The sequence below is a fragment of the Dokdonia genika genome (assembly GCF_042652845.1).
GTDB classification, from domain to species: Bacteria; Bacteroidota; Bacteroidia; order Flavobacteriales; family Flavobacteriaceae; genus Dokdonia; species Dokdonia donghaensis.
In genome coordinates this window covers 253,494-277,040 of record NZ_JBHSHB010000007.1, presented here as the reverse complement: position 1 = coordinate 277,040, position 23,547 = coordinate 253,494, and the positions used below count along the sequence as shown (strand labels likewise).

At 38.0% G+C, this 23,547-nt stretch carries 25 protein-coding genes and 2 tRNA genes; 15 read left to right on the top strand and 12 right to left on the bottom strand.

Going from position 1 to position 23,547, the window contains the following annotated elements:
• Positions 1-8: 8 nt before the first annotated feature.
• Both ACFO5T_RS02245 and ACFO5T_RS02240 read right to left on the bottom strand, forming a co-directional pair.
• A tRNA-Ala gene (locus ACFO5T_RS02245) sits at positions 9-82 on the bottom strand.
• Between the two features lie 10 nt (positions 83-92).
• Positions 93-887: a universal stress protein gene (locus tag ACFO5T_RS02240; protein ID WP_380031686.1), complete on the bottom strand. Its 795-nt coding sequence runs from the start codon at positions 885-887 to the stop codon at positions 93-95.
• A gap of 47 nt (positions 888-934) precedes the next feature.
• On the opposite strand from ACFO5T_RS02240, the gene ACFO5T_RS02235 reads away from it, so the two are divergent.
• A complete protein-coding gene (locus tag ACFO5T_RS02235; protein ID WP_380031684.1) occupies positions 935-1,435 on the top strand; it encodes a GNAT family N-acetyltransferase in 501 nt (166 codons plus the stop codon).
• 20 nt (positions 1,436-1,455) lie between these two features.
• Here the strand turns inward: ACFO5T_RS02235 and ACFO5T_RS02230 are convergent, their stop codons facing one another.
• Positions 1,456-1,602, bottom strand: a complete 147-nt coding sequence (locus ACFO5T_RS02230) for a hypothetical protein (RefSeq protein ID WP_380031682.1) — start codon at positions 1,600-1,602, stop codon at positions 1,456-1,458.
• Between ACFO5T_RS02230 and ACFO5T_RS02225 the strand changes: the two genes are divergently transcribed.
• Entirely contained in the window at positions 1,544-2,821 is a 1,278-nt protein-coding gene (locus ACFO5T_RS02225) for an MATE family efflux transporter (protein ID WP_380032197.1), read from the top strand. The genes ACFO5T_RS02230 and ACFO5T_RS02225 overlap by 59 nt on opposite strands.
• Before the next feature lie 56 nt (positions 2,822-2,877).
• Here ACFO5T_RS02225 and ACFO5T_RS02220 read toward each other — a convergent pair whose 3' ends face one another.
• On the bottom strand, positions 2,878-4,764 hold the full coding sequence (locus tag ACFO5T_RS02220) for a cation:proton antiporter (RefSeq protein WP_380031680.1): 1,887 nt from the start codon (positions 4,762-4,764) through the stop codon (positions 2,878-2,880).
• 219 nt (positions 4,765-4,983) lie between these two features.
• Between ACFO5T_RS02220 and ACFO5T_RS02215 the strand changes: the two genes are divergently transcribed.
• From ACFO5T_RS02215 to ACFO5T_RS02200, 4 genes are all read left to right on the top strand, one after another.
• On the top strand, positions 4,984-5,844 hold the full coding sequence (locus tag ACFO5T_RS02215; protein ID WP_380031678.1) for an MBL fold metallo-hydrolase: 861 nt from the start codon (positions 4,984-4,986) through the stop codon (positions 5,842-5,844).
• Positions 5,828-7,522: a S8 family peptidase gene (locus tag ACFO5T_RS02210; RefSeq protein WP_380031676.1), complete on the top strand. Its 1,695-nt coding sequence runs from the start codon at positions 5,828-5,830 to the stop codon at positions 7,520-7,522. The genes ACFO5T_RS02215 and ACFO5T_RS02210 overlap by 17 nt, the downstream gene beginning before the upstream one ends.
• Before the next feature lie 72 nt (positions 7,523-7,594).
• Positions 7,595-9,442 (top strand): M1 family metallopeptidase, encoded by a 1,848-nt coding sequence (locus tag ACFO5T_RS02205; RefSeq protein WP_380031674.1) that lies wholly within the window; start codon positions 7,595-7,597, stop codon positions 9,440-9,442.
• Positions 9,443-9,571: 129 nt separating this feature from the next.
• Complete coding sequence (locus tag ACFO5T_RS02200; protein ID WP_380031672.1) at positions 9,572-10,324, top strand: peptidase associated/transthyretin-like domain-containing protein; 753 nt, start codon at positions 9,572-9,574, stop codon at positions 10,322-10,324.
• A gap of 11 nt (positions 10,325-10,335) precedes the next feature.
• Here the strand turns inward: ACFO5T_RS02200 and ACFO5T_RS02195 are convergent, their stop codons facing one another.
• The 3 genes from ACFO5T_RS02195 to ACFO5T_RS02185 are packed head-to-tail and all read right to left on the bottom strand — an operon-like array spanning position 10,336 to position 12,205.
• A complete protein-coding gene (locus ACFO5T_RS02195; protein ID WP_380031670.1) occupies positions 10,336-11,610 on the bottom strand; it encodes a Y-family DNA polymerase in 1,275 nt (424 codons plus the stop codon).
• A complete protein-coding gene (locus ACFO5T_RS02190; RefSeq protein ID WP_038598120.1) occupies positions 11,607-11,963 on the bottom strand; it encodes a S24 family peptidase in 357 nt (118 codons plus the stop codon). Before ACFO5T_RS02190 ends, ACFO5T_RS02195 begins: the two co-directional genes overlap by 4 nt.
• Before the next feature lie 11 nt (positions 11,964-11,974).
• The gene (locus ACFO5T_RS02185) at positions 11,975-12,205 is read right to left on the bottom strand and encodes a hypothetical protein (protein ID WP_380032210.1); all 231 of its coding nucleotides are present in this window, start codon (positions 12,203-12,205) and stop codon (positions 11,975-11,977) included.
• Here ACFO5T_RS02185 and rnpA point away from each other — a divergent pair.
• The 5 genes from rnpA to ACFO5T_RS02160 all read left to right on the top strand — a co-directional run bounded on the left by rnpA (position 12,102) and on the right by ACFO5T_RS02160 (position 16,631).
• Complete coding sequence (gene rnpA, locus ACFO5T_RS02180) at positions 12,102-12,482, top strand: ribonuclease P protein component (RefSeq protein WP_380031668.1); 381 nt, start codon at positions 12,102-12,104, stop codon at positions 12,480-12,482. The two genes, ACFO5T_RS02185 and rnpA, sit on opposite strands and share 104 nt — an antisense overlap.
• Positions 12,457-13,272, top strand: coding sequence for a DUF4349 domain-containing protein (locus ACFO5T_RS02175; RefSeq protein ID WP_380031666.1), 816 nt, complete (start codon positions 12,457-12,459; stop codon positions 13,270-13,272). The genes rnpA and ACFO5T_RS02175 overlap by 26 nt, the downstream gene beginning before the upstream one ends.
• A 63-nt stretch (positions 13,273-13,335) precedes the next feature.
• Positions 13,336-14,961 carry a S41 family peptidase gene (locus tag ACFO5T_RS02170; protein WP_380031664.1) on the top strand — a complete coding sequence of 542 codons (1,626 nt, stop codon included), beginning with the start codon at positions 13,336-13,338 and terminating at the stop codon, positions 14,959-14,961.
• A complete protein-coding gene (locus ACFO5T_RS02165) occupies positions 14,954-15,835 on the top strand; it encodes an OmpA family protein (RefSeq protein WP_380032195.1) in 882 nt (293 codons plus the stop codon). The genes ACFO5T_RS02170 and ACFO5T_RS02165 overlap by 8 nt, the downstream gene beginning before the upstream one ends.
• Positions 15,836-15,839: 4 nt before the next feature.
• Positions 15,840-16,631 (top strand): SUMF1/EgtB/PvdO family nonheme iron enzyme, encoded by a 792-nt coding sequence (locus tag ACFO5T_RS02160; protein ID WP_380031662.1) that lies wholly within the window; start codon positions 15,840-15,842, stop codon positions 16,629-16,631.
• Between the two features lie 55 nt (positions 16,632-16,686).
• Here the strand turns inward: ACFO5T_RS02160 and ACFO5T_RS02155 are convergent, their stop codons facing one another.
• The 3 genes from ACFO5T_RS02155 to ACFO5T_RS02145 all read right to left on the bottom strand — a co-directional run bounded on the left by ACFO5T_RS02155 (position 16,687) and on the right by ACFO5T_RS02145 (position 18,511).
• Positions 16,687-17,142: a GNAT family N-acetyltransferase gene (locus ACFO5T_RS02155; RefSeq protein WP_298349729.1), complete on the bottom strand. Its 456-nt coding sequence runs from the start codon at positions 17,140-17,142 to the stop codon at positions 16,687-16,689.
• 33 nt (positions 17,143-17,175) lie between these two features.
• Positions 17,176-17,607 carry a ribose 5-phosphate isomerase B gene (rpiB, locus tag ACFO5T_RS02150; protein ID WP_038598131.1) on the bottom strand — a complete coding sequence of 144 codons (432 nt, stop codon included), beginning with the start codon at positions 17,605-17,607 and terminating at the stop codon, positions 17,176-17,178.
• A gap of 739 nt (positions 17,608-18,346) precedes the next feature.
• Positions 18,347-18,511 (bottom strand): hypothetical protein, encoded by a 165-nt coding sequence (locus ACFO5T_RS02145; RefSeq protein ID WP_375251845.1) that lies wholly within the window; start codon positions 18,509-18,511, stop codon positions 18,347-18,349.
• A 404-nt stretch (positions 18,512-18,915) separates the two neighbouring features.
• Between ACFO5T_RS02145 and rnr the strand changes: the two genes are divergently transcribed.
• The 4 genes from rnr (at position 18,916) to ACFO5T_RS02125 (ending at position 22,891) form a co-directional block, all read left to right on the top strand.
• Positions 18,916-21,120 carry a ribonuclease R gene (gene rnr, locus ACFO5T_RS02140; protein ID WP_380031659.1) on the top strand — a complete coding sequence of 735 codons (2,205 nt, stop codon included), beginning with the start codon at positions 18,916-18,918 and terminating at the stop codon, positions 21,118-21,120.
• A gap of 66 nt (positions 21,121-21,186) precedes the next feature.
• Positions 21,187-21,354, top strand: coding sequence for a hypothetical protein (locus tag ACFO5T_RS02135; RefSeq protein ID WP_380031657.1), 168 nt, complete (start codon positions 21,187-21,189; stop codon positions 21,352-21,354).
• 60 nt (positions 21,355-21,414) lie between these two features.
• Complete coding sequence (locus ACFO5T_RS02130) at positions 21,415-22,086, top strand: head GIN domain-containing protein (protein ID WP_038598137.1); 672 nt, start codon at positions 21,415-21,417, stop codon at positions 22,084-22,086.
• 103 nt (positions 22,087-22,189) lie between these two features.
• Complete coding sequence (locus ACFO5T_RS02125; protein ID WP_035326195.1) at positions 22,190-22,891, top strand: LysE family translocator; 702 nt, start codon at positions 22,190-22,192, stop codon at positions 22,889-22,891.
• Positions 22,892-22,939: 48 nt separating this feature from the next.
• On the opposite strand, the gene ACFO5T_RS02120 is transcribed toward ACFO5T_RS02125, so the two are convergent.
• Both ACFO5T_RS02120 and folB read right to left on the bottom strand, forming a co-directional pair.
• Positions 22,940-23,010, bottom strand: a tRNA-Cys gene (locus ACFO5T_RS02120).
• A gap of 153 nt (positions 23,011-23,163) precedes the next feature.
• Entirely contained in the window at positions 23,164-23,520 is a 357-nt protein-coding gene (folB, locus tag ACFO5T_RS02115; RefSeq protein ID WP_035326199.1) for a dihydroneopterin aldolase, read from the bottom strand.
• Positions 23,521-23,547 lie beyond the last annotated feature (27 nt).

The following is a 23,547-nucleotide window of genomic DNA, read 5'->3' as shown; positions in this document are numbered from 1 at the left end:
TTAAAACGTGGAGAATACCAGATTCGAACTGGTGGCCTTTTGACTGCCAGTCAAACGCTCTAGCCAACTGAGCTAATCCCCCAAATTAAAATTTACTCTTGAACTCTTAATATGAGTAATGGTTTAGGTGTAAAGAACTCTTTTTTGAGTACTACATTTTTTTCCCAGAGTTTCTTAAAGAAACCTCTCTTCCTACGCACCACACAAACTATATCTGGATTTACAGACTGAAAATGTTCAAGTACACCTTGATAGGTAGTTGCGTTTGAGGTGGTCTTATAAGATGCACTCATCTCCTTAAGGTCGTCAGATATGTTTTTCATCTTATCGTCACTCTCTGGTGTCTCAACGTGCAAAAGTTGAATCTCTGTGCCAAAATGCTTTTGCATTTTTTTAAGCGGCTCTAGATGACGTTTTTTATCAAAGTTTCCATTTTTAAAACCCATTAGTATTTGAGATGGCTGTTTAAAAGTTTCATTTTCTGGCACAATAAGCGCTGGTATATTTGTACTCTTTACGAGCTTTCCAGTTGTATTACCAAGATAGACCTCATCACGTACAGAGTTGCTGCGCGGTGAGAGTACCATAAGATCTACAGGTACGTGTTTATTAAAACGCTCTACACCATCTACCACTCCACCTTTTATAGGATGTGACACTACAGAGACTCCTTTATGATCTACACTACTTACCACTTTCTCTAGTGTGTTTTCTGTATCTTCTTTAAGAACGGTGTTTAACTTTGAGGCGCTTCCTGCCTTAGAAAATTCTTGAAACACTGAGATAACATACACATTTGCATCTACCTCTTGAGCAAGATCTATTGCATATTGAAGTGTGTTAACCGCACTCTTTGATGAACCTATAGGAACAAGAATATTTTTCATACCGTAATTTGTAATTTTACATAAGATTACAAAAATACTTTTAAACTATGATTGTAAAGGCAGAAAAAATAGACATTCCAGAGATACTTGCGCTCACTAGAGCGTGCGCAAAATCTATGATTGAAAAAGGCATCTATCAATGGAATGAGCATTATCCTAGTGCCGCCGCTTTTGAGCAAGATATAGACCGTGAGGAACTCTGTGTTTTAAAAAAAGACGGAGCTATCATAGGGACCATCGTCGTGTCTACCATTATGGATAAAGAGTATGAAGATGTTGAATGGTTAACTCCATCTCAAGGTAATATCTACGTACATAGACTCGCTGTGCATCCAGATATGCAGGGTAAGGGTTATGCTAGAAAAATGATGAACTATGCACATCAATTTGCACAACAAGCTGGAGCACCTTCTATACGGCTCGACACCTTCTCGCAAAATAAGCGCAATCAACAATTTTATGAAGCTCGCGGTTATAAAAGACTGGGTAATATCTATTTTCCAAAGCAAAGTAATGATCCCTTCTATTGTTATGAACGCATAATATAAGATGTATTTTTGTAACTCAATTATTTTAAAGCCTGAGTTATCACTATACTATCCCATAACATAGATATTTCATTTAAGCGCATACAGCAGCTGGCAGTTCCTGCGCTTATTGCTGGTATTGCAGAACCTGTACTCTCTAGCACAGACGCTGCAGTAGTAGGTAACATTGCAGAAAATAGTGTCGAGGCACTTGCAGCTGTAGGTATTGTGGGTTCTTTTCTCTCTATGCTTATATGGATACTAGGGCAAACACGTAGCGCCATTTCTGCCATAATATCTCAAAACCTGGGTGCTGGTAAGCTTGAAGATATTAAAGTCTTGCCTGCACAGGCTATTTACTTTAATATAATTCTATCTATCATTGTTTTAGGGAGTACATACTTCTTTGTAAAAGAGATTTTTATGCTCCTTAATGCAAAGGGGTTGGTGTTATCTTTAAGTATAGACTATTATAATATACGCGTGTGGGGTTTCCCGCTTACACTGTTCACCTTTGCCGTGTTTGGAATTTTTAGAGGGTTACAAAATACCTTCTGGCCTATGATTGTGGCTATTATAGGCGCCTCTCTTAACATAGGTCTTGACTTTATGCTCGTATACGGGATAGACGGTGTTATTGAGCCTATGGGGGTTAAGGGTGCTGCCTGGGCAAGTCTCGCAGCACAGGCTGTAATGGCTATACTAGCGCTTGTGCTTTTACTTATAAAAACAGACGTTTCTCTTAGACTACGATTACCGCTGCACCCTGAGATTAAAAGACTTATCTCGATGAGTCTTAACCTCTTTATAAGATCATTTTCTCTCAATGTGGCTCTTGTACTTGCTGTACGTGAGGCGACCGCAATAAGTGATGAGACAGTAGCTGCCCACACCATTGCGGCAAATATATGGCTCTTTACAGCATTCTTTATAGATGGCTATGGAGCGGCTGGCAACCTATTAAGCGGTAGATTGCTAGGTGCAAAGGACTACCCCAACCTCTGGCTACTCACAAAACGAGTTATAAAATATAACCTTGTTGTTGCTGTTTTCTTGATGATTATCTGCGCCATTCTATATAAACCTATGGGCTTACTCTTTAGTAATGACGATACAGTACTTACCGTATTTTATGGCGTATTTTTTATGGTGATTGTAATGCAACCTATTAACGCTATTGCCTTTACTTTAGACTCAATTTTTAAGGGTCTAGGAGAAATGGGGTGGTTACGTAACACACTTCTTGTGGCCACATTTTTAGGCTTTGTGCCCGTGCTTTATATAAGTAAATACACGGGGTGGGGTATTTTGGGAATATGGTGTGCCTTTATGGTCTGGATGCTTTTTAGGGCAGGGATGCTTATCTACTTTTACAAGAAAAAGTATTACCCACTAGCCATAAAGTAACGTTTCTATAGATATGAGAATGGTTGAGAGCGCTTTCGCGAAAGCGTACTAAAAACCTATTCCTTTTCTAAAGGTTCCTCTACCTTTTTATCGCTGTCTTTTTGAGTTTCAAGCAATGCTTCATCAAAAGGTTTTCCTAAATAAACAATTTGGCTTCCCTGAAAAGACTTAACGTCAAGCTCTTGTACAAATGACCCTATAATATGTATGGTTCCATCCTTCTGTTTAACAAAAAGAGGAATCATCTCTTCATCATCTGTAATAATTTTTGCCACTTTTGAGTACTCTTCTTTTGTAGAAATAGGCACTTCACTTATGGTAGGATACTGCCTTGTGACCTCAGTCATATTTATAAAATCATCTGTTGCAGAGAAGAGACCTTCTTTAGGTAACTGTGCTATGTTGTCCATCTCTCTTTTTGAGATGAGACGGTACGCTCCGTTTTCTCCAAATTGTTTTCTAAAACGGTTTATCGCATACTTATTGATATCACTATTACCTGTAAGTGACATTAGATATCCTATATCGCTTAGCTCTACGTCGTCGGTAAGATCGTCTGAGTAAATATTAGCCTGCATTGCCATAAGCCCCGCCTCTTTTGCGATACGTATGTGGTTTGTGTTGCTGTCCAGCAAGACTACGTGGCGTCCATTTTTTTGAAGATACTTAGCAATAAGACGTGGCATTTCTGAGGCACCTACTATAAGTATTCCTTCAGATTTTACTAAAAATACACCTACTGCCTTAGCAAATAACCTAGCCGTTGTCGCGTTAAGAAGTACCGTCCCCAGTACAATCATAAATACAAGTGGTGTGATATACTCTGCACCAGGCTCTCCTTTAATAAGAAGTTTTGACCCAAAAAGGGAAGCAATACCTGCCGCTACAATACCGCGTGGACCCACCCAAGAGATAAAAAGCTTTGCATTAGTCTGTAAATCTGAGCCCCAGGTACTCAAGAAAACCCCAATAGGTCTCACTATAAAGACCACTACAAGAAATAATGCCAGTGTCTCCCATCTATATAGTAACTCAAGGTCTACAAGGTTCATATTTGCCGACAGTAAAATAAATAGTACCGATATAAGCAGTACACTAAGTGACTCTTTGAAGTAAAGTAACTCTTTTATATTAGGTAGGTTTATATTACCTAATACCATCCCCATTACAACTACGGCTAGCAGTCCAGACTCGTGAGCAAACTGGTCTGACATCACAAATACGCCTAGCACTGCCGCTAGTGTAAAAACATTCATCAAGTAGTGAGGTACTAGCTTTCTTTTTACAATAAACGCAAGTGCGTGAGCAAACGTAAACCCAAAGGTGCTACCAAAAAGCACAATTTTTCCAAACTCAACTAGCGCTGTTTTTGTAAAAGCAGCGCCCTCCCCTACAGAAATAAACTCATACATAAGTACTGCCACAAGTGCGCCTATAGGATCTATAAGAATCCCTTCCCATTTAAGAACGGTAGAGATATCACGCTTTACGGGTACATTTCTTAATATAGGTGATATTACTGTGGGTCCGGTTACAATGATTAATCCAGAAAACAACAATGATATCTGTAAGCTTAGTCCAAAAATCCAGTAGGCAGCAAGACCAGCTCCTATAAAAGTCACGAGACTTCCTATAGATATAAGCTTTGTAATTACTGGGCCTACATTTCTTATTTCGTCACGTTTTAAAGTAAGACCACCCTCAAAAAGTATAATAGATATCGCTAGCGAGACAAAGTAGTATAAGCTCTCTCCAGGGAATAATCCTTCTTCTCCATTCCAGATAGGTTCTATCCATTTTGTACCATCTTCAGATATAAGTGTAGATACGGGTCCCACAAAAAGACCTATGAGTAATAGTGGTAAAATGGCAGGTAATTTTAAACGCCAAGCAGCCCATTGTGCAATGATCCCTAAAATTATGATTCCGGCTAGTTCTAACATATGAATTCAGTTTTGATGCGATATTAGTGTTTTAAAGCTTTTGGCTTTCGTTGTGAAGTTACAATTCTTTGTTAAAAACTAATGTATATAAGGGTTTAAAAACTCTCTTTTTGGTATTTTGCAGAGATTTATGTGATGGATAAAAGCCTTTTTTTGAGGTGTTTTCCGCTTTCGCGAAAGCGTAAAAAATACCATCCCAACTACTATTGACACGTTTTTATGAAAATATATCCTATTGAGGCTGGTAATTTTAAACTTGATGGTGGTGCGATGTTTGGCGTGGTACCTAAGTCTATATGGAGTCGTACTAACCCTGCAGATAGTAACAACCTTATAGATATTGCAGCGCGCTGTCTCCTTATAGAAGATGGAAATAAGCTCATCCTTATTGATAATGGTATGGGTGACAAGCAGTCTGAGAAGTTTTATGGATATTACTATAGATGGGGTGATCACTCTATAGATACATCACTGGCCCAGTATGGTTTTCATAGAGATGATATTACAGATGTGTTTATGACGCACCTGCATTTTGACCACGTAGGCGGGGCCATACAGTGGAACAAAGATCATACGGGTTATGAGCCAGCGTTTAAAAATGCTAAGTTCTGGACTAATGAAAATCACTGGCAGTGGGCTATTGAGCCTAATAATAGAGAGAAGGCGAGTTTCTTAAAAGAAAACCTCATCCCTATGCAAGAAAGTGGCCATCTACACTTTATAGAACGTGGTGAAAATGCCTTTAAAGAAACGAGCGAACTAGGTTTTGGTATTCTCTTTGCAGATGGTCATACAGAAAAGCAAATGTTGCCACATATACAGTATCAAGATAAGACCATCGTTTTTATGGCAGATCTTGTACCTACATTAGGTCATTTACCCGTACCTTATGTGACTGGTTATGATACACGCCCACTTCTATCTATAGATGAAAAAGAACAATTTTTGAAACAAGCGGCAGATAATAATTATTACCTCTGGCTAGAACACGACGCTCACAATGAGCTTGTTACTGTACAACATACCGAAAAAGGTGTACGTGCAAAAGATATTTTTACCTTTAATGAACTATTTAATTAATAATATGAAGATTCAAACTACAAAATCCTTTCTTCTTGCAGCTACTGCTGCAGCTTTTCTAACAGCCTGTGACACGCCTAGCGCACTCGTTACAGTACCGGTAGAAAATGTAGATAGCAACCCTCTTAAAGTAGCTGCCCTTACAGATGCTCAAGAAAAAGCGTGGAGCTATGCAGACCTTAAAGCAGATACCATACCTGGTATGAGTGTAAATCGTACCTATGAAGAAATCATACCTAATAAAACTGGACAGCAAGTTATTGTTGCAGTTATAGATTCTGGTATAGACATAGAGCACGAAGATTTAAAAAATAAAATCTGGACAAACCCTAACGAGATACCGGGTAATGGTAAAGATGATGATAAAAACGGGTATGTAGATGATATACACGGATGGAATTTTCTAGGTGATGTAAATGCAGAGCAACTAGAGTTTGTACGTATTATAAAAAGATACGAGAGCCAGTTTGAAGGTAAAACACTTGCATCTATACCAGCAAACCAAAGAGAAATCTTCCAACAGTATCAAAAAGCAAAAAGTGAGTATGACACGAAAGTAACAGAGGCACAAGCAAATAAAACACGTTACGAGCAAATTTTAGGGCAACTTAAAACATCGCACGCAGCTGTAAAAGCAAAGCTGGGTAAAGAAGATTATACTGCGGCAGATCTTAAAGCCATTGCAAACCCTACGGCAGAGATGCAGCAGCACGTTGCGTTCTTAACACAAATGTTGAGCTATGCAGACTCAATACCTGAGTTTATTAAAAATATAAATGAAGGTGTAGATTACTTTACAAATCAGCTAGAGGCAAACTACAATAAAACAGCAGATTTTAGAAAAGTACTAGGTGATGATCCTTATGATATTACAGATACCAACTATGGTAATAACAACGTGTATGGACCAGAGCCAGACGGTGCAAAACACGGTACACACGTAGCAGGTATTATTGCTGCAGAGCGTGACAATGGTAAAGGTATGAATGGTGTTGCAAATAAAAACATCAAGATTATGGCACTACGCGCAGTACCAGATGGTGATGAGTATGATAAAGATATTGCACTAGCAATACGCTATGCGGTAGATAATGGTGCAAAGGTGATCAACACCTCATTTGGAAAATACTACTCTCAAAATCCAGAGTGGGTTTATGACGCAATAAAATATGCGGCAAAGAAGGATGTACTTATCGTAAATGCTGCGGGTAATGAAGGGATAAGCCTTGATGATCCGGCAAATAGAGTATACCCTAACGATCAGATAGATAATGTAAATGAAATGAGTGACACCTTCCTCACTGTAGGAGCACTTAACCTTAAGTATGGTGGTGAGCTTGTAGCAAGCTTCTCAAACTATGGTAAGTCTCAAGTAGATGTATTTGCTCCTGGTGTACGTATATACAGTACCACTCCAGAAGATACGTATGAGTTCTTACAAGGTACCTCTATGGCATCGCCTAACACGGCTGGTGTTGCAGCAATGCTACGTAGCTATTATCCAAAATTAAGCGCTGCAAACATTAAAAAGATCATAATGGCTAGTGGTCTTGCTACCGGTACTCAAGTTATCTTAGGAGGTGATGAGACTAAGAAAGCGCGTTTTAGCGATATTTCAAAATCTGGTGAGATGGTCAATATGTACAATGCTTTTAAACTAGCAGAGCTACAAAAATAATTTTAGTAATTTCTAAAAATCCCAAGTTCCTCGATAGTGGAATTTGGGATTTTAACTTTAAATCAATCTATAATGAAAAACGCTTATAAATTACTGGTGATGGTATCGTTGTTCGCTTTCGCGAAAGCGTATGCACAAAACAACACCTCTTACTGGCAACAACACGTCGACTACGAGATGGAGATCGATATGAATGTAAATAACTATCAGTACGATGGTAAACAGAAGCTGGTGTATACAAACAACTCACCAGAGACGCTAGACCGTGTGTATTATCACCTTTACTTTAATGCATTTCAACCAGGTAGTGAAATGGATGTGCGCTCGCGCAACATTGCAGATCCAGATGGTCGTGTTAAAGATCGCATAAGCAAGCTAGGGCCAGATGAAATAGGTTTTATAAAAGTAAACAGCCTTACTCAAGATGGTAAAAAATTAAACTATGAGGTAGCCGGTACTGTGCTAGAAGTACAACTTGCTGCGCCTATCGCACCAGGAGCAAGTACAACCTTTAATATGGATTTTAAAGGACAAGTACCCGTACAGATACGCCGTAGTGGTCGTAACAATAAAGAAGGTGTCGCACTATCTATGACACAGTGGTACCCAAAAATGGCCGAATATGATTTTGAAGGCTGGCACGCACATCCTTATATCGCTCGTGAGTTTCACAGTGTATGGGGAGACTTTGATGTAAAAATAACAATAGATGAAAACTACACCGTAGGTGGTACAGGCTATTTACAAGATCCAGAAGATATGGGTCACGGGTATGCTGGCACTTCTATGAAGCCAGGTAAAAACGCAAAGCGTGGTAAGTTACAATGGCACTTTAAAGCACCAAACGTACACGACTTTACCTGGGCTGCAGATCCTGAATATGTACACGATGTGATTATGGGAGAAAATGATACAGAGCTACACTTCTTCTATAAAAACAAAGAGTCTATAAAGGCAAACTGGAAAAAACTACAGCCTATGACGGCAGACTTACTTGCCTTTTATAACAAGCACGTAGGTACATATCCTTACAAGCAGTACTCTGTGATACAAGGAGGAGATGGTGGTATGGAGTATGCAATGAGTACACTCATCACTGGTGAGCGCAAGTTTGGGAGCCTTTTTGGTGTGACTGCACACGAGATGGCACATACTTGGTTTCAATTCTTACTGGCAAGTAATGAGGCAAAACACGAGTGGATGGATGAAGGGTTTACTTCATATATCTCTGCTCTGGCCGAAAATGAACTTACAGGAGGTGATAACCCTAATCCAGTTGCTGGATCATACAGAGGGTACTACTACCTTGTAAAAAGCGGTAAAGAGCAACCACAAACTACACACGCAGACCGTTACAACGAGAATATGCCTTACAGCATCGCTGCATACAGTAAAGGGGCCGTATTTCTTGCACAACTAGGATACGTTATAGGGGAAGATAACCTTAAAAAAACGCTCAAAAAATACTTTGACGATTTTGCTTTTAAGCACCCTACGCCTAACGATATTAAACGTACGGCAGAGAAGGTTTCTGGTATGGAGCTAGACTGGTATCTTACAGACTGGACACAAACTACAAATACCATAGACTACGGTATAACAAGCGTTGAGGCAGATGGTAACAAAACAAAGGTTACGCTTACGCGAAAAGGGTTAATGCCTATGCCTATAGATCTTTATGTTGATATGGCAGACGGTTCTCAAAAATCATATTATATGCCGCTGCGTATGATGCGTGCCGAAAAGCCAAACCCAACGCCAAACATTAATCGTGAGCAACTCGCAGACTGGCCTTGGACAAACCCTACATATACCTTTACAATAGACGCACCTATAAGTAAAGTAAAAATGATGAAGATTGATCCTACCTCAAAAATGGCAGATATTGATCAAACAGATAATGTGTGGGAAAACAAGTAAGATAACCTCACATTACTAGCGCTTATTTAAACCAGCTCATTACGAGCTGGTTTTTTTATAAAGACTTTATGATTCATAATCTTCTGATACTATGATAGTTTTATATTTTTAAACGTGAGTAAAGCGTTTATGAATTATAAGTTACTTTTTCTTTTTTGCTTGGTGGGGAGTTATACCTCAGCACAGACGCTCGAAGGGACTATTTATAATGCAACGCAAACACTACCTGGTGTAAGTGTAAAAAACCTGTCAAGAAATATACAAACCCAAAGCACTAGTAATGGGTCCTTTGTAATTGCGGCAGCTGTAAATGATTCTATTTCTTTCTATCTCTTTCCATATGCACCTCAACTTAATGTGATCACCGCAAAAGATATGACTAGCCCCATAGTCATTGAGTTAAAAGAAGTAAACAATGAACTTGACGAGGTACTCTTGCGTAATACGCCTAAAAAAGAAACCACTTTTAGTGCGCCGGCCTATGAGCAGACAGTCCAGCAGTCTATACTAGGAGATATTGACAAAAACGGACATCTCTACGTCCCACCAGCGTCTACTTACGGAATTAACTTTGTTGCACTATTTAAAAAGGCACGCAAGCTATTTAAGAAAAAGGACGGACGGAGAAATGCAAAAACAGCTACAGCCATTACTTCCTTACAATTAGAAAAACTCTTTAGAGATAGTCCTATCTTTAATGATGACTTTTTATATAGCGAGCTAGGCCTACCACAAAATAGTGCTTACTACTTTTTTGATTATTGTGAATCACGACAGTTAGATACAAACCTCCTCAAACCCAAAAACAGCTTCTTGCTTATAGATAAGCTTATCACCCTGAGTGAGGAATACAAAGAGTTGCTTAACTCTCTAAAGGAATAACTTAATAAATATTACCCCTTCCCTATCTCCAGTAAATTATCCCACTGGGTTGTATATCGTGGGCTGCGCTCCTCTTTAATGAGTTCCCATTCCTTATTACTTTTTGAGGTGCCAGATAATCCTGCCGAAACTGTAGACTTCCCGTAGCGATTATTTATCGCGTCAAAGGCTTTTATGAGGCGCTTATCTCCCGTCGCTTCGGGCATAAAGAGATTACCTTGTACTTGCTCCTCAGGTATGAGACCTAAAAGGTCTACGCCTACTTTTTTATACTTAAATCCCGGCTTATAAATTCGCTTTAGGGCTTTCTTAGCTTCCACGATAAGCATAAATGTATCATTAGTAGGGACAGATAAGGTTACAATGGTCTTATCTGCGTGTTGCACATCATTTGTGCTGTGATAGTTTGTGGTGAGATACACACGCAGTTGTGTACAGCAACATTTTTGGGAGCGTAGCACCTCGCTTACTTCACTTATGTAGTAAGCGCAGGCTTCTTCTATTTGTGGTAGGTTATCCAGTTTTTTACCAAAGGATTTTGCCGTTCCTATTGCTTTTTTCTTTCGCGGAAGCGTTTCAAAAGGAATACAAGATTCTCCATTAAGCTCCCTCCACAAGCGCTCCCCTACTACGGTCATTTCTTTACGTACCCACGCCAGTGGTACTTCTGTAAATGCATAAGCAGTAAAGACACCTATGTGAGCGAGACGCTCCACGTGTTTTTTACCTAGCCCCCAGATGTCTTTTGTTTCTGCCCAGTTAAGTGCCTCTATGCGTCGCTCCTCGGTATCCATCACAAACACGTGGTCAAAGTGTGCTACCTTTTTTGAAATACGGTTTGCAAGTTTTGCCAGTACCTTAGTAGGTGCAATGCCTACTCCTACGGGTATCCCAGTGCGCTGTACAATTGTATTTTTAATTTGGTGACCGTAGGCATTAAGATCTACGTGAGTCATCCCAGAGAGATCTACAAAAGACTCATCTATACTGTACACCTCAACGGCAGGTGAGAACTCGCGCAGTACATTCATCACGCGGTCAGACATATCTCCATACAAAGTGTAATTTGATGAGAAGAGCGTGACATCGTTTTGTGCCAGCAACCCTTTTATTTTAAAAAGAGGGTCGCGATATGGGATATGTGTGAGCGCCTTTGCTTCTTTATTTTTTGCTATGATACAGCCATCATTATTACTCAATACAGCGACAGGTCTACCCTTTAAGTCAGGTCTAAATACCTGCTCACAAGAGGCATAAAAGCTATTACAATCTACCATCGCAATCATACCGCCTTGTGTATTATGTAGCTTATCATTCCCCAGAGTTCTATAGGTTTTGAAGCATTTATTCTTTGCACATCAAAACCCTCTTCTGTAATAACTAGTGCCAGTTTACCTTCTTGTGCTACTTGTGCGCGGTCTATTATCAAAACATCTTTATCAAGAATGTTATGTGACTTCCAGCTATCACCCTTTACACGTACAAAAAAGGTCGCATCACGAGAAGAACTAAGCTCCTTGTTAAGGTCTATCATAGGCTCACGGTAATGTGTCGCAGGACTGGGGAAACCTGTTTGTACAGACCGGTTACCCGAGTAGTCTGTCACAGCACGTTTTACTTTTTGAGGTTCTGTCTTCATAGATGACAAAATTATGGATATTTTCCAATAAAATGTATTTTTTCCATTATTTGATGTGCTGTATTGTGATTTTTTTTGCTTTCGCGAAAGCGTATATCTCCTCCATTACCTACCTCAATTCTACTATCTTTGCCAGCAATGGCACACTCATACCCAAGAAAAGAAAAGCTAAAATCTAAGAAGCTCATAGAAGCGCTTTTTATAGAGGGAAGGTCTGTCAAGTCTTTTCCGCTGCGGCTCATATATATGGAGACACCGCTCAAGGAAGAAGGCATATCACACCAAGTGAGCGTTTCTGTATCTAAGCGCAATTTTAAACTTGCCGTATCTCGCAATCGTATAAAACGCTTGATGCGGGAGTCTTATCGTTTACACAAAGACCAGATTTGTATAAAAGGCACGACCTTTGTGATGCTTATTATCTATACAGGTCGAGAAGAAGTCTCTCAACAACAGCTGCATAAGGCTATGGTCAAACTTATAAAACGATTTAATGATGCGATATCTACTACTACTTAGTTTTCTACTTATAATCGGTTGTGATAAAAATTCTGATGGGCTTAATGATGATCTCATAGCGGCAGAGGCTGGGTATGCACCAGAAATGCTAGAAGAAATGGTTATTACGGAGATTAATAGCCCTCAAAAATCTACACCTTCTAAAATAATTAAAACGGCATCCATACGTTTTGAAACTAATGATCTCATCACCACTCACAAACGTATTCTTAAAGCTATCAAAGAGGCACAAGGCTATGTACAAAATGATAATGCTGGCACCCATAGCTATGGTCGTACATATCAAAACCTAACCGTACGTATACCTACTCGCAACTTTGATATGGCGCTAGAACGCATATCAGAGGGAGTTGCATATTTTGATGAGCGTACTATCTCGCAAGAAGATGTAACTGCAGAGTTTATAGACATAGATGCACGCCTTAAAGCAAAGCGTGCGCTAGAAGACCGTTATTTAAATCTCCTTTCAAAAGCAAAAAACGTGAAGGAAATGCTGGAGATAGAACGCGAGCTGGCTCAAATACGTGAAGAAATAGAAGCAAAACAAGGAAGACTTAAGTACCTACAGAGTCAAGTCTCGCTTAGTACGCTTGAGATCGAGTTTTATAAGGATGAAGTAACTACGCAGGTTACAAACTCTTATGGTAGTAAGATGGTTAATGCACTTAAAAGCGGTTGGAACGGAGTTTCGGTTTTCTTTTTAGGTTTGTTGCATCTCTGGCCTTTTCTTATCTTGTTAGGTATAGGTGCATTTTTTATGCGCAGATGGATTAAAAAAAATAAAAAGTAGATAATTACGCTTTCGCGAAAGCGTTATACGCACAACTATAGTCTCCTAGAGACATCTTGTATTATGAAAAAGAAAATATTCATTCCCGTTATTGCTGTTGTCATAGGTATCAGTACGGTTAGTTTTAAAAGCGACTTTTTTGAAATCGCAAAGCAAATCGAAATTTTTACAGAGCTCTTTAAGGAGCTTAATATGAATTATGTAGATGAGACAAACCCTGCAGAGCTTATGGATAGCGCCATAGAGGGTATGCTTGCAGATCTTGATCCCTATACAAAGTACTGGACTGAGCAAGAGGTAGAAGATGCAAAAATTAACCGCTCTGGAGACTACTCTGGTATAGGTGCCACCGTGCGCAATCAAGACGGAAAGATGACCATTACAGAACCGCGGAAAGGCTACCCGGCAGATAAAGCAGGTCTTAAAGCAGGTGATGAGATTATAAAAATAGGTGACATTACCGTGGCAGATGTAGATGGTGATGCCGGAGATTTACTTAAAGGAGCTCCAAACAGTGAGGTGGTAATAACCTACAAGCGCCAAGGAAAAATGGATAAAGCAACTATAAAACGCTCTGCGGTAGAGATAGATGCAGTCCCGTTTTCAAAACTCATAAATGGTGATACTGGGTACATAGTGCTTACAAAGTTTAATAAAAAGGCATCTAGCCAAGTAAAAGAGGCACTTGTGAGTCTTAAAACAGATGGTGCTACAAAGATTATACTTGACCTACGTGGTAACGGTGGTGGTTTACTAAGTGAGGCTATAAATATTTGTAATCTCTTTTTACCTAAAGGGTCTCTCATTACAACCACAAAGTCTGTAGTAAAAAAATACAATAAGACCTATACGACTTCGCAAGAACCTGTAGATACAGAGATACCTCTTGTGGTGCTTGTAAATGGTAGGTCTGCCTCTGCCTCAGAGATTGTTTCTGGAGGTTTACAAGATTATGATAGAGCTGTGGTGGTAGGTGCTAGAACCTTTGGTAAAGGTCTTGTACAGCGCCCTAAACCGCTTACTTATGGTACATCTGTAAAAATCACGATATCTCGCTACTACACGCCTTCTGGTCGCTGTATACAAGCCCTAGATTACTGGAACCGTGATGAAAATGGAAATGCCGTACGCACCGATGCTGCAGATTATAATGAGTTTAAAACTAAAAACGGTCGTAAGGTATTAGACGGTGGTGGTGTATTACCAGATATACAAGTGAGCTCTGCAAAGTTGAGCCCAGTAACTACTGCCCTTCTCAAGGATAATGCGATTTTTGAATATGCTACAGATTACTATTATAATCACCAGTATAGCGATATGAGTGAGTTCTCGTGGTCACAAGCAGATTTTGCAGACTTTAAATCATTTTTAAATCGTACAGGTTTTAAATATGAAACCGGTACAGAAAAAGCATTTGCAAAGGCGCTAGAACAAGCAGATAAGGATGATCTCAAAACAGAAGTTTCGGCGGCTTATAGTCAACTTACTAATGCGATAACGCTAGCAAAAGAAAAATCTATAGACGATCGTCAAGATGAGATTGAAAATCTACTCATAGATGAGATTGTAAAGAGATACTTTTATCGAGATGGTCTTTATGAGTACCAGATTATAAATAATGTAGAGGTTAAGGAAGCGCTAGCAGTACTAGCAGATAAAAATCGCTACAACAAGATTTTAAATAATTAAAAGGGCTGCATTACATATAGCCCTGCTCCTATTATCTGTACAAGCTTTTGCTCAGGTAGATAAAACACACGAAACCTTTTTTGAGACAGATAAATCTAATCTCGTTGCTATAGAAAATGCAAAGCTAGAACGCTTTATTACCTCTTTGCCTCTAGATAAAATAGAAGATATCTCTATTTATGGCTATTGTGATGACCGTGGCACAGATGCCTATAATAACTGGCTCTCACAAGAGCGTGCAAATACTATTAAACAAAAGTTTGTAGATAGAGGTATTGCAGATAGTATCATAAAAAACTCAGACGGAAAAGGAGAGCTACTTCTCACCAGACTAGATGATGTAGGTAGTGAGGTGCAACGTACCCTTAATCGTAAAGTAGAGATTATAGTATCATTATTAGAACCTCGCGTAGTTCCAAAAGAAGCCATTGCCGAAGAAAAAGAACTAGAAGAGACAAAGGATAGATATAAAACCTTTGAAGATGAGCCTATTGTAAAGGGAGACCGTATCCTTTTAAAAAACATCCTTTTTAAAACGAACTACAGCTATATACACGGAAAATCTCGTAAGGACCTTAACAAACTAGCCAAATATCTTGCTGCACATCCTGAGATTATTTTTAAGATACAGGGTCACGTGTGTTGTGTAGACCACGGCCGTGATGGTATTAATCTAAAGACTGGGAAACGTAATCTCTCTGAGGCGAGAGCAAAATTTATATACGATTATCTTGCAGACCACGGTGTAGCAAAAAAACGAATGCGCTATCAAGGTTTTGGTAGTAGGTTTCCACTAGGTGGTGACCCTAAAGATGATAAGCGTGTAGAGATTCTCGTTACTTATGTGAAGAAAGTAAAGCCTAAGAAAAAGTAATTATATGGTTAAAGTTACGGTAGTAATCTGCATACTTACAATGAGTTTTTTGTCTTGTTCTCAAGCGGTCAAGCCTACATCAAAAATCAATGAGAATATTAATCAAACCTACATTCCTCCGGGTACTATCAAGCTGGTAGATACTATGTTTATTGATAAACAACCCGTGACTAATGAAATGTATAAAGAGTTTTTGAGGCATCGAGATTATTATTGGACTACAGAGTCTTCAAGAATGTTTGAGGCATTACCCACTCACAATGCGCCACTTCCAGATGAAATAAAAGTGTTGCAACAAAACAGTTATGCAGATGCGCTATCATCTTTACTTAATATTAAAGATACCAGTGAAGTAGCCTTGAGTGATGGAGAGAGAAGTACTAATTTTCTTGATAACCCAGTGTATGCAAAGTACCCTGTACTAGGTGTAGATTATAAAGAAGCTCTTCTTTTTTGTAAATGGCGTTCAGAACTGGCTACTTTGCGTCTTAACCATATCAATAAGACAAAAAAATCTAGAGAACAATTTCCTAAAAAACTATACTACAGGCTCCTTTCGGAAAGTGAGTTTGTAAACGTGATTAATCATTTTAAACAAATTGATCGTTTAAAACAATTACAAGCATCAGAAGCTGGCGTAAAAAATCATCCAGAGGGATATTTGATTACTTATAATCTCGATGAACTACTTAATGACGGTAGTCTCTTTAATATTCAAAGTGAGCGTATTAAAACCGATACGCTTTCTAAAAGTAAAACCTCTTTTAGGTGTATCTGTGAGACAGAGGCTTGGTAAGGTTTACGGCTTAAGTTGTGAGTACGCTTTCGCGAAAGCGTAAAAATTCTCACAATTACTTTTTCAGCATCCCAATATGAGGAATGCCATCTTCTAGATAGCCCTCACCTACTTCTTTAAAACCAAGATTGTTGTAAAAACGTTTAAGATACGTTTGTGCAGATATTTTTATGGTTGTCTCATCATAATACCGCTCTACCGCTTCTATAGATGTGTTCATTAAATCATAACCGTAAGTGTGAGCGCGTTCATTTTCTTGAACTACTACCCTACCTATACTGGCATTTTCAAAATAGGCTCCTGGTCCAAAAATTCTGGTATATGCAACTAGCTTTTCGTTTTTATAACCCATCACGTGTACGGCATCTTGATCTTTACCATCTACATCTTGATACACGCAGTCTTGCTCTACTACAAAAACCTCAGCTCTAAGTTGTAGTATATCGTACAACTCGCTTGTATTAAGAAATTCAAACTTTTTGATTTTAAAATCAAGGGCTACTTTGTCCATAAGTAATACCCGCGTAGCGGGGTTTTTATAAGGCTAGTTACAAGCTATTTTGTCTACACGTCTCTGGTGGCGACCTCCTTCAAACTCTGTAGTAATAAATGCTTTTACCATCTCAAGCGCCTGCATTTCTGAGGTGTAGCGTGCTGGTATCGCTATCACATTTGCATTATTATGCTCACGTGCAAGAATGGCAATTTCTTTTATCCAGCATAGGGCCGCACGTACACCTTGATGCTTATTAACAGTCATTGCAATACCGTTACCACTACCACATATAACAATACCAAAATCTGCCTTACCCTCCTCTACATCTGTCGCAACAGGATGTCCAAAGTCTGGATAGTCTACACTATCTGGTGTGTCTGTACCATAATTACTAACAGTATGCCCGGCTTCTTTTAAAAACTTGACAATAACATTCTTATAACTAGGCCCTGCGTGATCATTTCCTATAGAGATTTTCATAGTACGTTTGTTTGGGTAACAAAGTTAGTAAATAGCGGTATTGTTTTATCGTTTTACTTAAGCGGTAATTTAATACTGACTATAATTTTGTGCTCTTTTTGTTCTTTGATAAAGTTACAAGCTTAATTTACTGTATATCATAACTTTAATAGATATATGTATATAAACCTCTTGCTTGTTTACAATTGTTGATAACCGTGAAAAACCTGTTAATAGCAATTGTCAATAACTTTTAAGCAATACTGATAACTCTATTTGTAATTATAAAATAAAAATACAATACAGGACTTAGGGTATATGAACCTAATTTTTCTATCCCAAATAATGATCAAAATTATGAGCAATAAAAGGAGCCATTTTTAATAAGTTAATAACTCAAGTTATAAGCAATTATATGTGAAGTGCGGTTATCAACATTTGTTAACTACCTAACGTAACATACAGATTTACAACTCTATTTAATAGTAATAACTCGTAGATAAGATGTCAATAACTATCAAAAAGTCACTTTTACAAAGAACAGCTCAAAAAGTTATACCGCTATTCACACTATATAATAAGCATCAATTTTTTTTTAAATTTTTAAAGAAAAGAAATATATATAATATTATCTGTGAATAACATCTAGAAGTAACTAGAAGAAAAAAAGGAAAAGAAGACTGTTTTAAAAAGTGTTGACAGGGAGATTTGTTTCACTTACGTGAAAAAGGAAACTGAAAAGAAAAATAAAGCTGCTAGGTTATGAGTGATAACTCACTCGCTCTTGAGAAAACGGCGTCGAGGTGTGATTTGGGTTTTCTTCCTCAAAGGTTGCGTTTATATATATAGCAAAGCCTATGATTCCAATAATGAAGATTATTAGAAATAGTAAGGTGTTTTTATGAAAAAGCTTTGATCTATTCATAGTATTGGTCTCTATAAAGACGCTACAAAAATACAATTGTTACACTTATTTTAAGATTTTTTTAAGAATAAAACGTCTAAGTGTTAATTTTAAGTCTTTGAATTTTAAAACATTACCCCTAGTCTTTGATTTGAAAGATTTTACAGTGCCAGTGATAAAAGTTAAAAATGTTCTTTTAATATAGAAGGGCATATCTATTGCAATAGGTATGTTAGGTTTAATAAAGTAACCTACAATAAAACAAAATAGTCATCTTTATGATGAACGTATAGATATGTTTCATCTTTTCGCGAAAGCGTAATAATCACAAACCCTGTTTCTAAAAGGTTATAAAAACTTAAAATTTTAACAGAAATACTGAAGTTGAACATTTTAAGACTAATTTTGTACCAGATATACAATAAATGAATAAGAAGAAGAGAAGGAGAGGACCAGGAAAAATAACAAACCTCTCAGAAAGAATACTAAAAATTCTAAAAGCAGATCATCACAAAACTTACAATTACAAACAAATAGCGGCAAAACTCGATGTAGATGATCCATCTAGCCGTAATCAAATAATCAAAAACTTACAGCAACTTAAAGCCAAAGAACAAATCGTAGAAGAGGGACGTGGCCAGTTTAAGATTGCAGCAAATAAAAATTATCACACTGGGATACTTGATGTTTCTGGTAAAGGTGGTGGTTATGTGATGGTAGATGATCTTGAACAAGATATTTATGTACCACCACATCACTTAAATAAAGCACTTAATGGTGACGAGGTTGAGGTATACATATACCGCCAGCGTCGTAGTAAGAAACACGAAGGTGAGATTACAAAAATCATCAAGCGTAAAACTGAAGAATTTGTAGGGGTTGTGAAACTCCAAAAAAAGTTTGCCTTTGTACTTACATCTGAGTCTAACAAGATGTATACAGACATCTTTGTACCACTTAAAAAAATAGGTGATGCACAAGATGGTGATAAAGTAGTGGTTACCATAGAAGACTGGCCAGAAAAGGCAGACTCTCCTTATGGTAAAATCACAAAAGTACTCGGTAAACCTGGTGAGCATAACACAGAGATACACTCTATACTTGCACAATATGGATTGCCATATGAGTTTCCAAAAGAGGTAGAAGAGTATGCAAATAAGATAGATACTTCTATAAAAGAAGAGGAAATTGCAAAGCGTCGTGATATGCGTGATGTACTCACATATACCATAGATCCAAAGGATGCAAAGGACTTTGACGATGCATTGAGTTTCCAAAAACTAGAGAATGGTAATTATGAAGTAGGAGTGCATATTGCAGATGTAAGCCACTATCTCGTACCAGGTACCATACTAGATGATGAGGCTTATGAGCGCGCAACCTCTGTATATCTTGTAGATAGGGTAGTACCTATGTTACCAGAGATATTGAGTAACGGTGCGTGTTCTCTACGTCCTAATGAAGAAAAGTATACCTTCTCTGCTGTATTTGAGATGGTACCAGAAACTTCAAAAATTGTAAACTCTTGGTTTGGACGTACAGTTACTTACAGTGATGCACGTTTTGCTTACGAAGAAGCACAAGCTATTATAGAGAGTAGATCTAATATTATCCCAGCGGCAGTGTCACTTACTGGTGAAGAATATACAGTTACAAATGAGCTTGTAGAAGCAACTTTAGAATTAGATAGACTCGCAAAAATTATGCGCCGCCAGCGTATGAAGGATGGAGCTATCTCTTTTGATAAAGTAGAGGTAAAGTTTAACCTTGATGATGATGCAAACCCTACAGGAGTTTTCTTTAAAACTTCAAAAGATGCAAATAAACTCATAGAAGAGTTTATGCTACTTGCAAACAGAAAAGTATCTGAGTTTATAGGTAAACAACGACCTAAAAAGACCTTTGTATATCGTATACACGACGAGCCTAATGATGAGAAGCTTGCCTCTCTTGAGAAGGTGGTAGGTAAATTTGGTTATAAAATGAACCTCATAGATCGTAAAAGTGTAACCTCTTCTCTTAACCAGTTACTCGTAGATGTACAAGGTAAGAAAGAGCAAAATATGGTAGACACACTTGCCATACGTACTATGAGTAAAGCTGTTTACAGTACAGAAAATATAGGCCACTATGGTCTTGCTTTTGAGTATTACAGCCACTTTACCTCACCTATACGTCGTTATCCAGATGTAATGGTGCATCGTTTATTACAACATTATCTAGATGGCGGAAAGTCTGCTAGTGAAGAAGAGTATGAACAAAAATGTAAGCACTCATCTCATATGGAGCAGCTTGCTACAAGTTCAGAACGTGATAGCATAAAGTATATGCAAGTCAAGTTTATGCAAGACCATCAAGATGAAGAGTTTGTGGGTGTTATTTCTGGTGTTACAGAGTGGGGAATCTACGTAGAGATTATCTCAAATAAGTGTGAAGGTATGGTACGCTTGCGTGACATAAAAGGAGATCACTATGAGTTTGATCAAGATAGCTACTCGGTTATAGGGCAGAAGTCTGGTAACCAGATTACCCTAGGAGACGAGGTAGTAGTAAAAGTAAAAGAAGCAGATCTTGTTAAGAAACATCTTGACTTTACACTTGTGGGTGTGAAAGAAGGGTTGCATCAATAATAAACACGCTTTCGCGAAAGCAAAAAAATAAGCCACTTTATAAAATTTATAAGGTGGCTTTATTGTATGAAAACAAAACAATGCCATACCTGTAATACAGAAACTGAAGTTGCCTTTAGAGTACGACTTCACAATAAAAAGCAATGGGTTTTTATTTGTGAAGACTGTTGCAATCTTCATAAAGATAGTCCTGGGTATACCTATGGCGGTACTTGGAAAGGAAAGCGTCATTAATAGTAAGACTGTAACAATAAAGAGGACCGCCTGTCTCTATAACAAACAAAGACAATTATTATGAAAACAATAGTAACATTTATAGCCATACTTATAACGAGTATTTCTTTTGCTCAAAATCCTATCACAAAAAATGTAGGAGATTTTACAGAAGTAAAAGTGTATGATCGTATTGTTGTAAACCTTGTAAAGTCTACCGAGAATAAGGTGGTGATTACGGGTGAAGACGTAAGTCAGGTTAATGTGGTAAACAAAGATGGAACACTTAAGATTAAAATGGATCTAGATCTCATTTTTGATGGTAACAAGACCTTTGTATACGTGCATTATAATAATCTAGAAGTGATAGATGGTAATGAAGGAGCTGTTATTACCTCAAACGAACTTATAGAACAAGACAAGATTGAGATTAAGATGCAAGAAGGAGCTCGCGTTAAAGTAGGTTTACAAGTGCGAGAAGCCCTTTTAAGAGCAGTTACAGGAGGTATTATAGAAGCGAGTGGTCAAGCAACGGTACAGAGAGTAAAAGTAAATACAGGTGGTATCTATGAGGGTCGTAATCTAGAGACAGAAACTGCAGAGATATTTGTACAAGCTGGAGGAGAAGTAGAGGCTTATGCGAGTAAAATGGCAGACCTTACTATACGTGCCGGTGGTGACATTGTGATTTACGGTAATCCTGCAGAGGTAAAGAAGCATCGCACCTTTGGAGGGCGTATAAAGATTATGTAACCATAATGTATTCTTAAATTATAGAGGGATGTTCATAACCAGTGAGCATCCCTTTTCTTTTGTAAATCCCTTTACCTAACTTTGTGTAAAGCACCATACTTTTATGTTTGAAGACTTACACACAGCCATACCCCTAGGATTTTTCCTAGCGTTCTTAATAGGGCCTGTGTTTTTTGTGTTGCTGGAGACGGCGGCTACAAAAGGTTTTAGAGCAGCTCTAAGTTTTGATATAGGGGTTATCATAGCAGACATTATTTTTATAATGGTTGCTTACCTAAGTAGTTATCAATTACTAGAAAACTTAAGTAACCAGCCAGGTCTCTACGTTTTTGGAGGTGCTATATTGATAGTGTACGGACTTACTATTTATCTTAAAAAACCTACACGAGATGCCCTAGATCCTAATAGAGCAAAGGTTAAAAAAGGGGGATATCTACAACTATTTATAAAAGGATTCTTACTTAATTTTATAAATATAGGAGTGCTTGTTTTCTGGCTAGGTATCTTAATAATTATAGGCCCTACTGTAGAAAATGATGGAGAGCGCCTTCTTGGGTTTTTTATCGGGATGATAGGTGCTTATTTTATTACAGACTTAGGTAAGATTATTCTAGCAAAACAACTTAAAAGATATCTTACTCCACGTAGAATTTTTAAACTAAAAAAGGTTTTAGGCCTTGTACTTATAGTTTGTGGTCTTGTACTAGTTACTAAGGGTTTTGTACCCTCCGACGAGTTTAATATACAACAGGAGATGGAGCGTTTTCAAGAAATCCCGGAGATTACGCCAGATAGTATTACCTAGAAAATAATATTGCATAAAAAAAGGAACTCCGTATGAAGTTCCTTTTTGAGGTATCGAGCGGATTCGAACCGCTGTAGATGGTGTTGCAGACCACTGCCTAGCCACTCGGCCACGATACCAGTTGTGCGTGCAAATATAGGAATAGATTTGTGATATAACTTATGAGAATCACTACTTTTTTACTTCCTTCTAGTTGCAATTATGCATTATCAAGAAGAGATATAAAAACCTTATCCTTTTTTTACAGCATTTATATTGTTTAAAATGAATGCTTAACGAGTTTTAGTACGCTCTACAGTTACCATTTCTACATCGCCACCTATAGGAGGATTTACCTTAGATACTGCTACTGTTGCTACTTGTATGAGTGCTTCCTCATTAAAAAATCGTACCAGAATACGCTCGCAAACGGTCTCAAGTAGGGCAGAGGGTATTGCCATTTCTTCTTTAACAATACGGTTAAGCAACACATAATCTACCGTGTGAGATAGCGTGTCTGTTTGAGCACTTTTAGATAAATCTGCCTCAATTTCTACATCTACTCTATAATCAGATCCTATAGCTGTCTCTTCAGAGAGGCAACCGTGATATGCATAGGCACGTATATTTGTTACTCTTATTTTTCCCATATAGCGGTATTGTTTATAAGTGATCAA

Bases quoted from the DNA above. Each gene is read 5' to 3' on its own strand.
- ACFO5T_RS02240 (WP_380031686.1), bottom strand. From the start codon at position 887: ATGAAAAATATTCTTGTTCCTATAGGTTCATCAAAGAGTGCGGTTAAC.
- ACFO5T_RS02235 (WP_380031684.1), top strand. From the start codon at position 935: ATGATTGTAAAGGCAGAAAAAATAGACATTCCAGAGATACTTGCGCTC.
- ACFO5T_RS02230 (WP_380031682.1), bottom strand. From the start codon at position 1,602: ATGTTACCTACTACTGCAGCGTCTGTGCTAGAGAGTACAGGTTCTGCA.
- ACFO5T_RS02220 (WP_380031680.1), bottom strand. From the start codon at position 4,764: ATGTTAGAACTAGCCGGAATCATAATTTTAGGGATCATTGCACAATGG.
- ACFO5T_RS02215 (WP_380031678.1), top strand. From the start codon at position 4,984: ATGAAAATATATCCTATTGAGGCTGGTAATTTTAAACTTGATGGTGGT.
- ACFO5T_RS02210 (WP_380031676.1), top strand. From the start codon at position 5,828: ATGAACTATTTAATTAATAATATGAAGATTCAAACTACAAAATCCTTT.
- ACFO5T_RS02205 (WP_380031674.1), top strand. From the start codon at position 7,595: ATGAAAAACGCTTATAAATTACTGGTGATGGTATCGTTGTTCGCTTTC.
- ACFO5T_RS02200 (WP_380031672.1), top strand. From the start codon at position 9,572: ATGAATTATAAGTTACTTTTTCTTTTTTGCTTGGTGGGGAGTTATACC.
- ACFO5T_RS02195 (WP_380031670.1), bottom strand. From the start codon at position 11,610: ATGATTGCGATGGTAGATTGTAATAGCTTTTATGCCTCTTGTGAGCAG.
- ACFO5T_RS02190 (WP_038598120.1), bottom strand. From the start codon at position 11,963: ATGAAGACAGAACCTCAAAAAGTAAAACGTGCTGTGACAGACTACTCG.
- rnpA (WP_380031668.1), top strand. From the start codon at position 12,102: ATGGCACACTCATACCCAAGAAAAGAAAAGCTAAAATCTAAGAAGCTC.
- ACFO5T_RS02185 (WP_380032210.1), bottom strand. From the start codon at position 12,205: ATGAGCCGCAGCGGAAAAGACTTGACAGACCTTCCCTCTATAAAAAGC.
- ACFO5T_RS02175 (WP_380031666.1), top strand. From the start codon at position 12,457: ATGATGCGATATCTACTACTACTTAGTTTTCTACTTATAATCGGTTGT.
- ACFO5T_RS02170 (WP_380031664.1), top strand. From the start codon at position 13,336: ATGAAAAAGAAAATATTCATTCCCGTTATTGCTGTTGTCATAGGTATC.
- ACFO5T_RS02160 (WP_380031662.1), top strand. From the start codon at position 15,840: ATGGTTAAAGTTACGGTAGTAATCTGCATACTTACAATGAGTTTTTTG.
- ACFO5T_RS02155 (WP_298349729.1), bottom strand. From the start codon at position 17,142: ATGGACAAAGTAGCCCTTGATTTTAAAATCAAAAAGTTTGAATTTCTT.
- rpiB (WP_038598131.1), bottom strand. From the start codon at position 17,607: ATGAAAATCTCTATAGGAAATGATCACGCAGGGCCTAGTTATAAGAAT.
- ACFO5T_RS02145 (WP_375251845.1), bottom strand. From the start codon at position 18,511: ATGAATAGATCAAAGCTTTTTCATAAAAACACCTTACTATTTCTAATA.
- rnr (WP_380031659.1), top strand. From the start codon at position 18,916: ATGAATAAGAAGAAGAGAAGGAGAGGACCAGGAAAAATAACAAACCTC.
- ACFO5T_RS02135 (WP_380031657.1), top strand. From the start codon at position 21,187: ATGAAAACAAAACAATGCCATACCTGTAATACAGAAACTGAAGTTGCC.
- ACFO5T_RS02130 (WP_038598137.1), top strand. From the start codon at position 21,415: ATGAAAACAATAGTAACATTTATAGCCATACTTATAACGAGTATTTCT.
- ACFO5T_RS02125 (WP_035326195.1), top strand. From the start codon at position 22,190: ATGTTTGAAGACTTACACACAGCCATACCCCTAGGATTTTTCCTAGCG.
- folB (WP_035326199.1), bottom strand. From the start codon at position 23,520: ATGGGAAAAATAAGAGTAACAAATATACGTGCCTATGCATATCACGGT.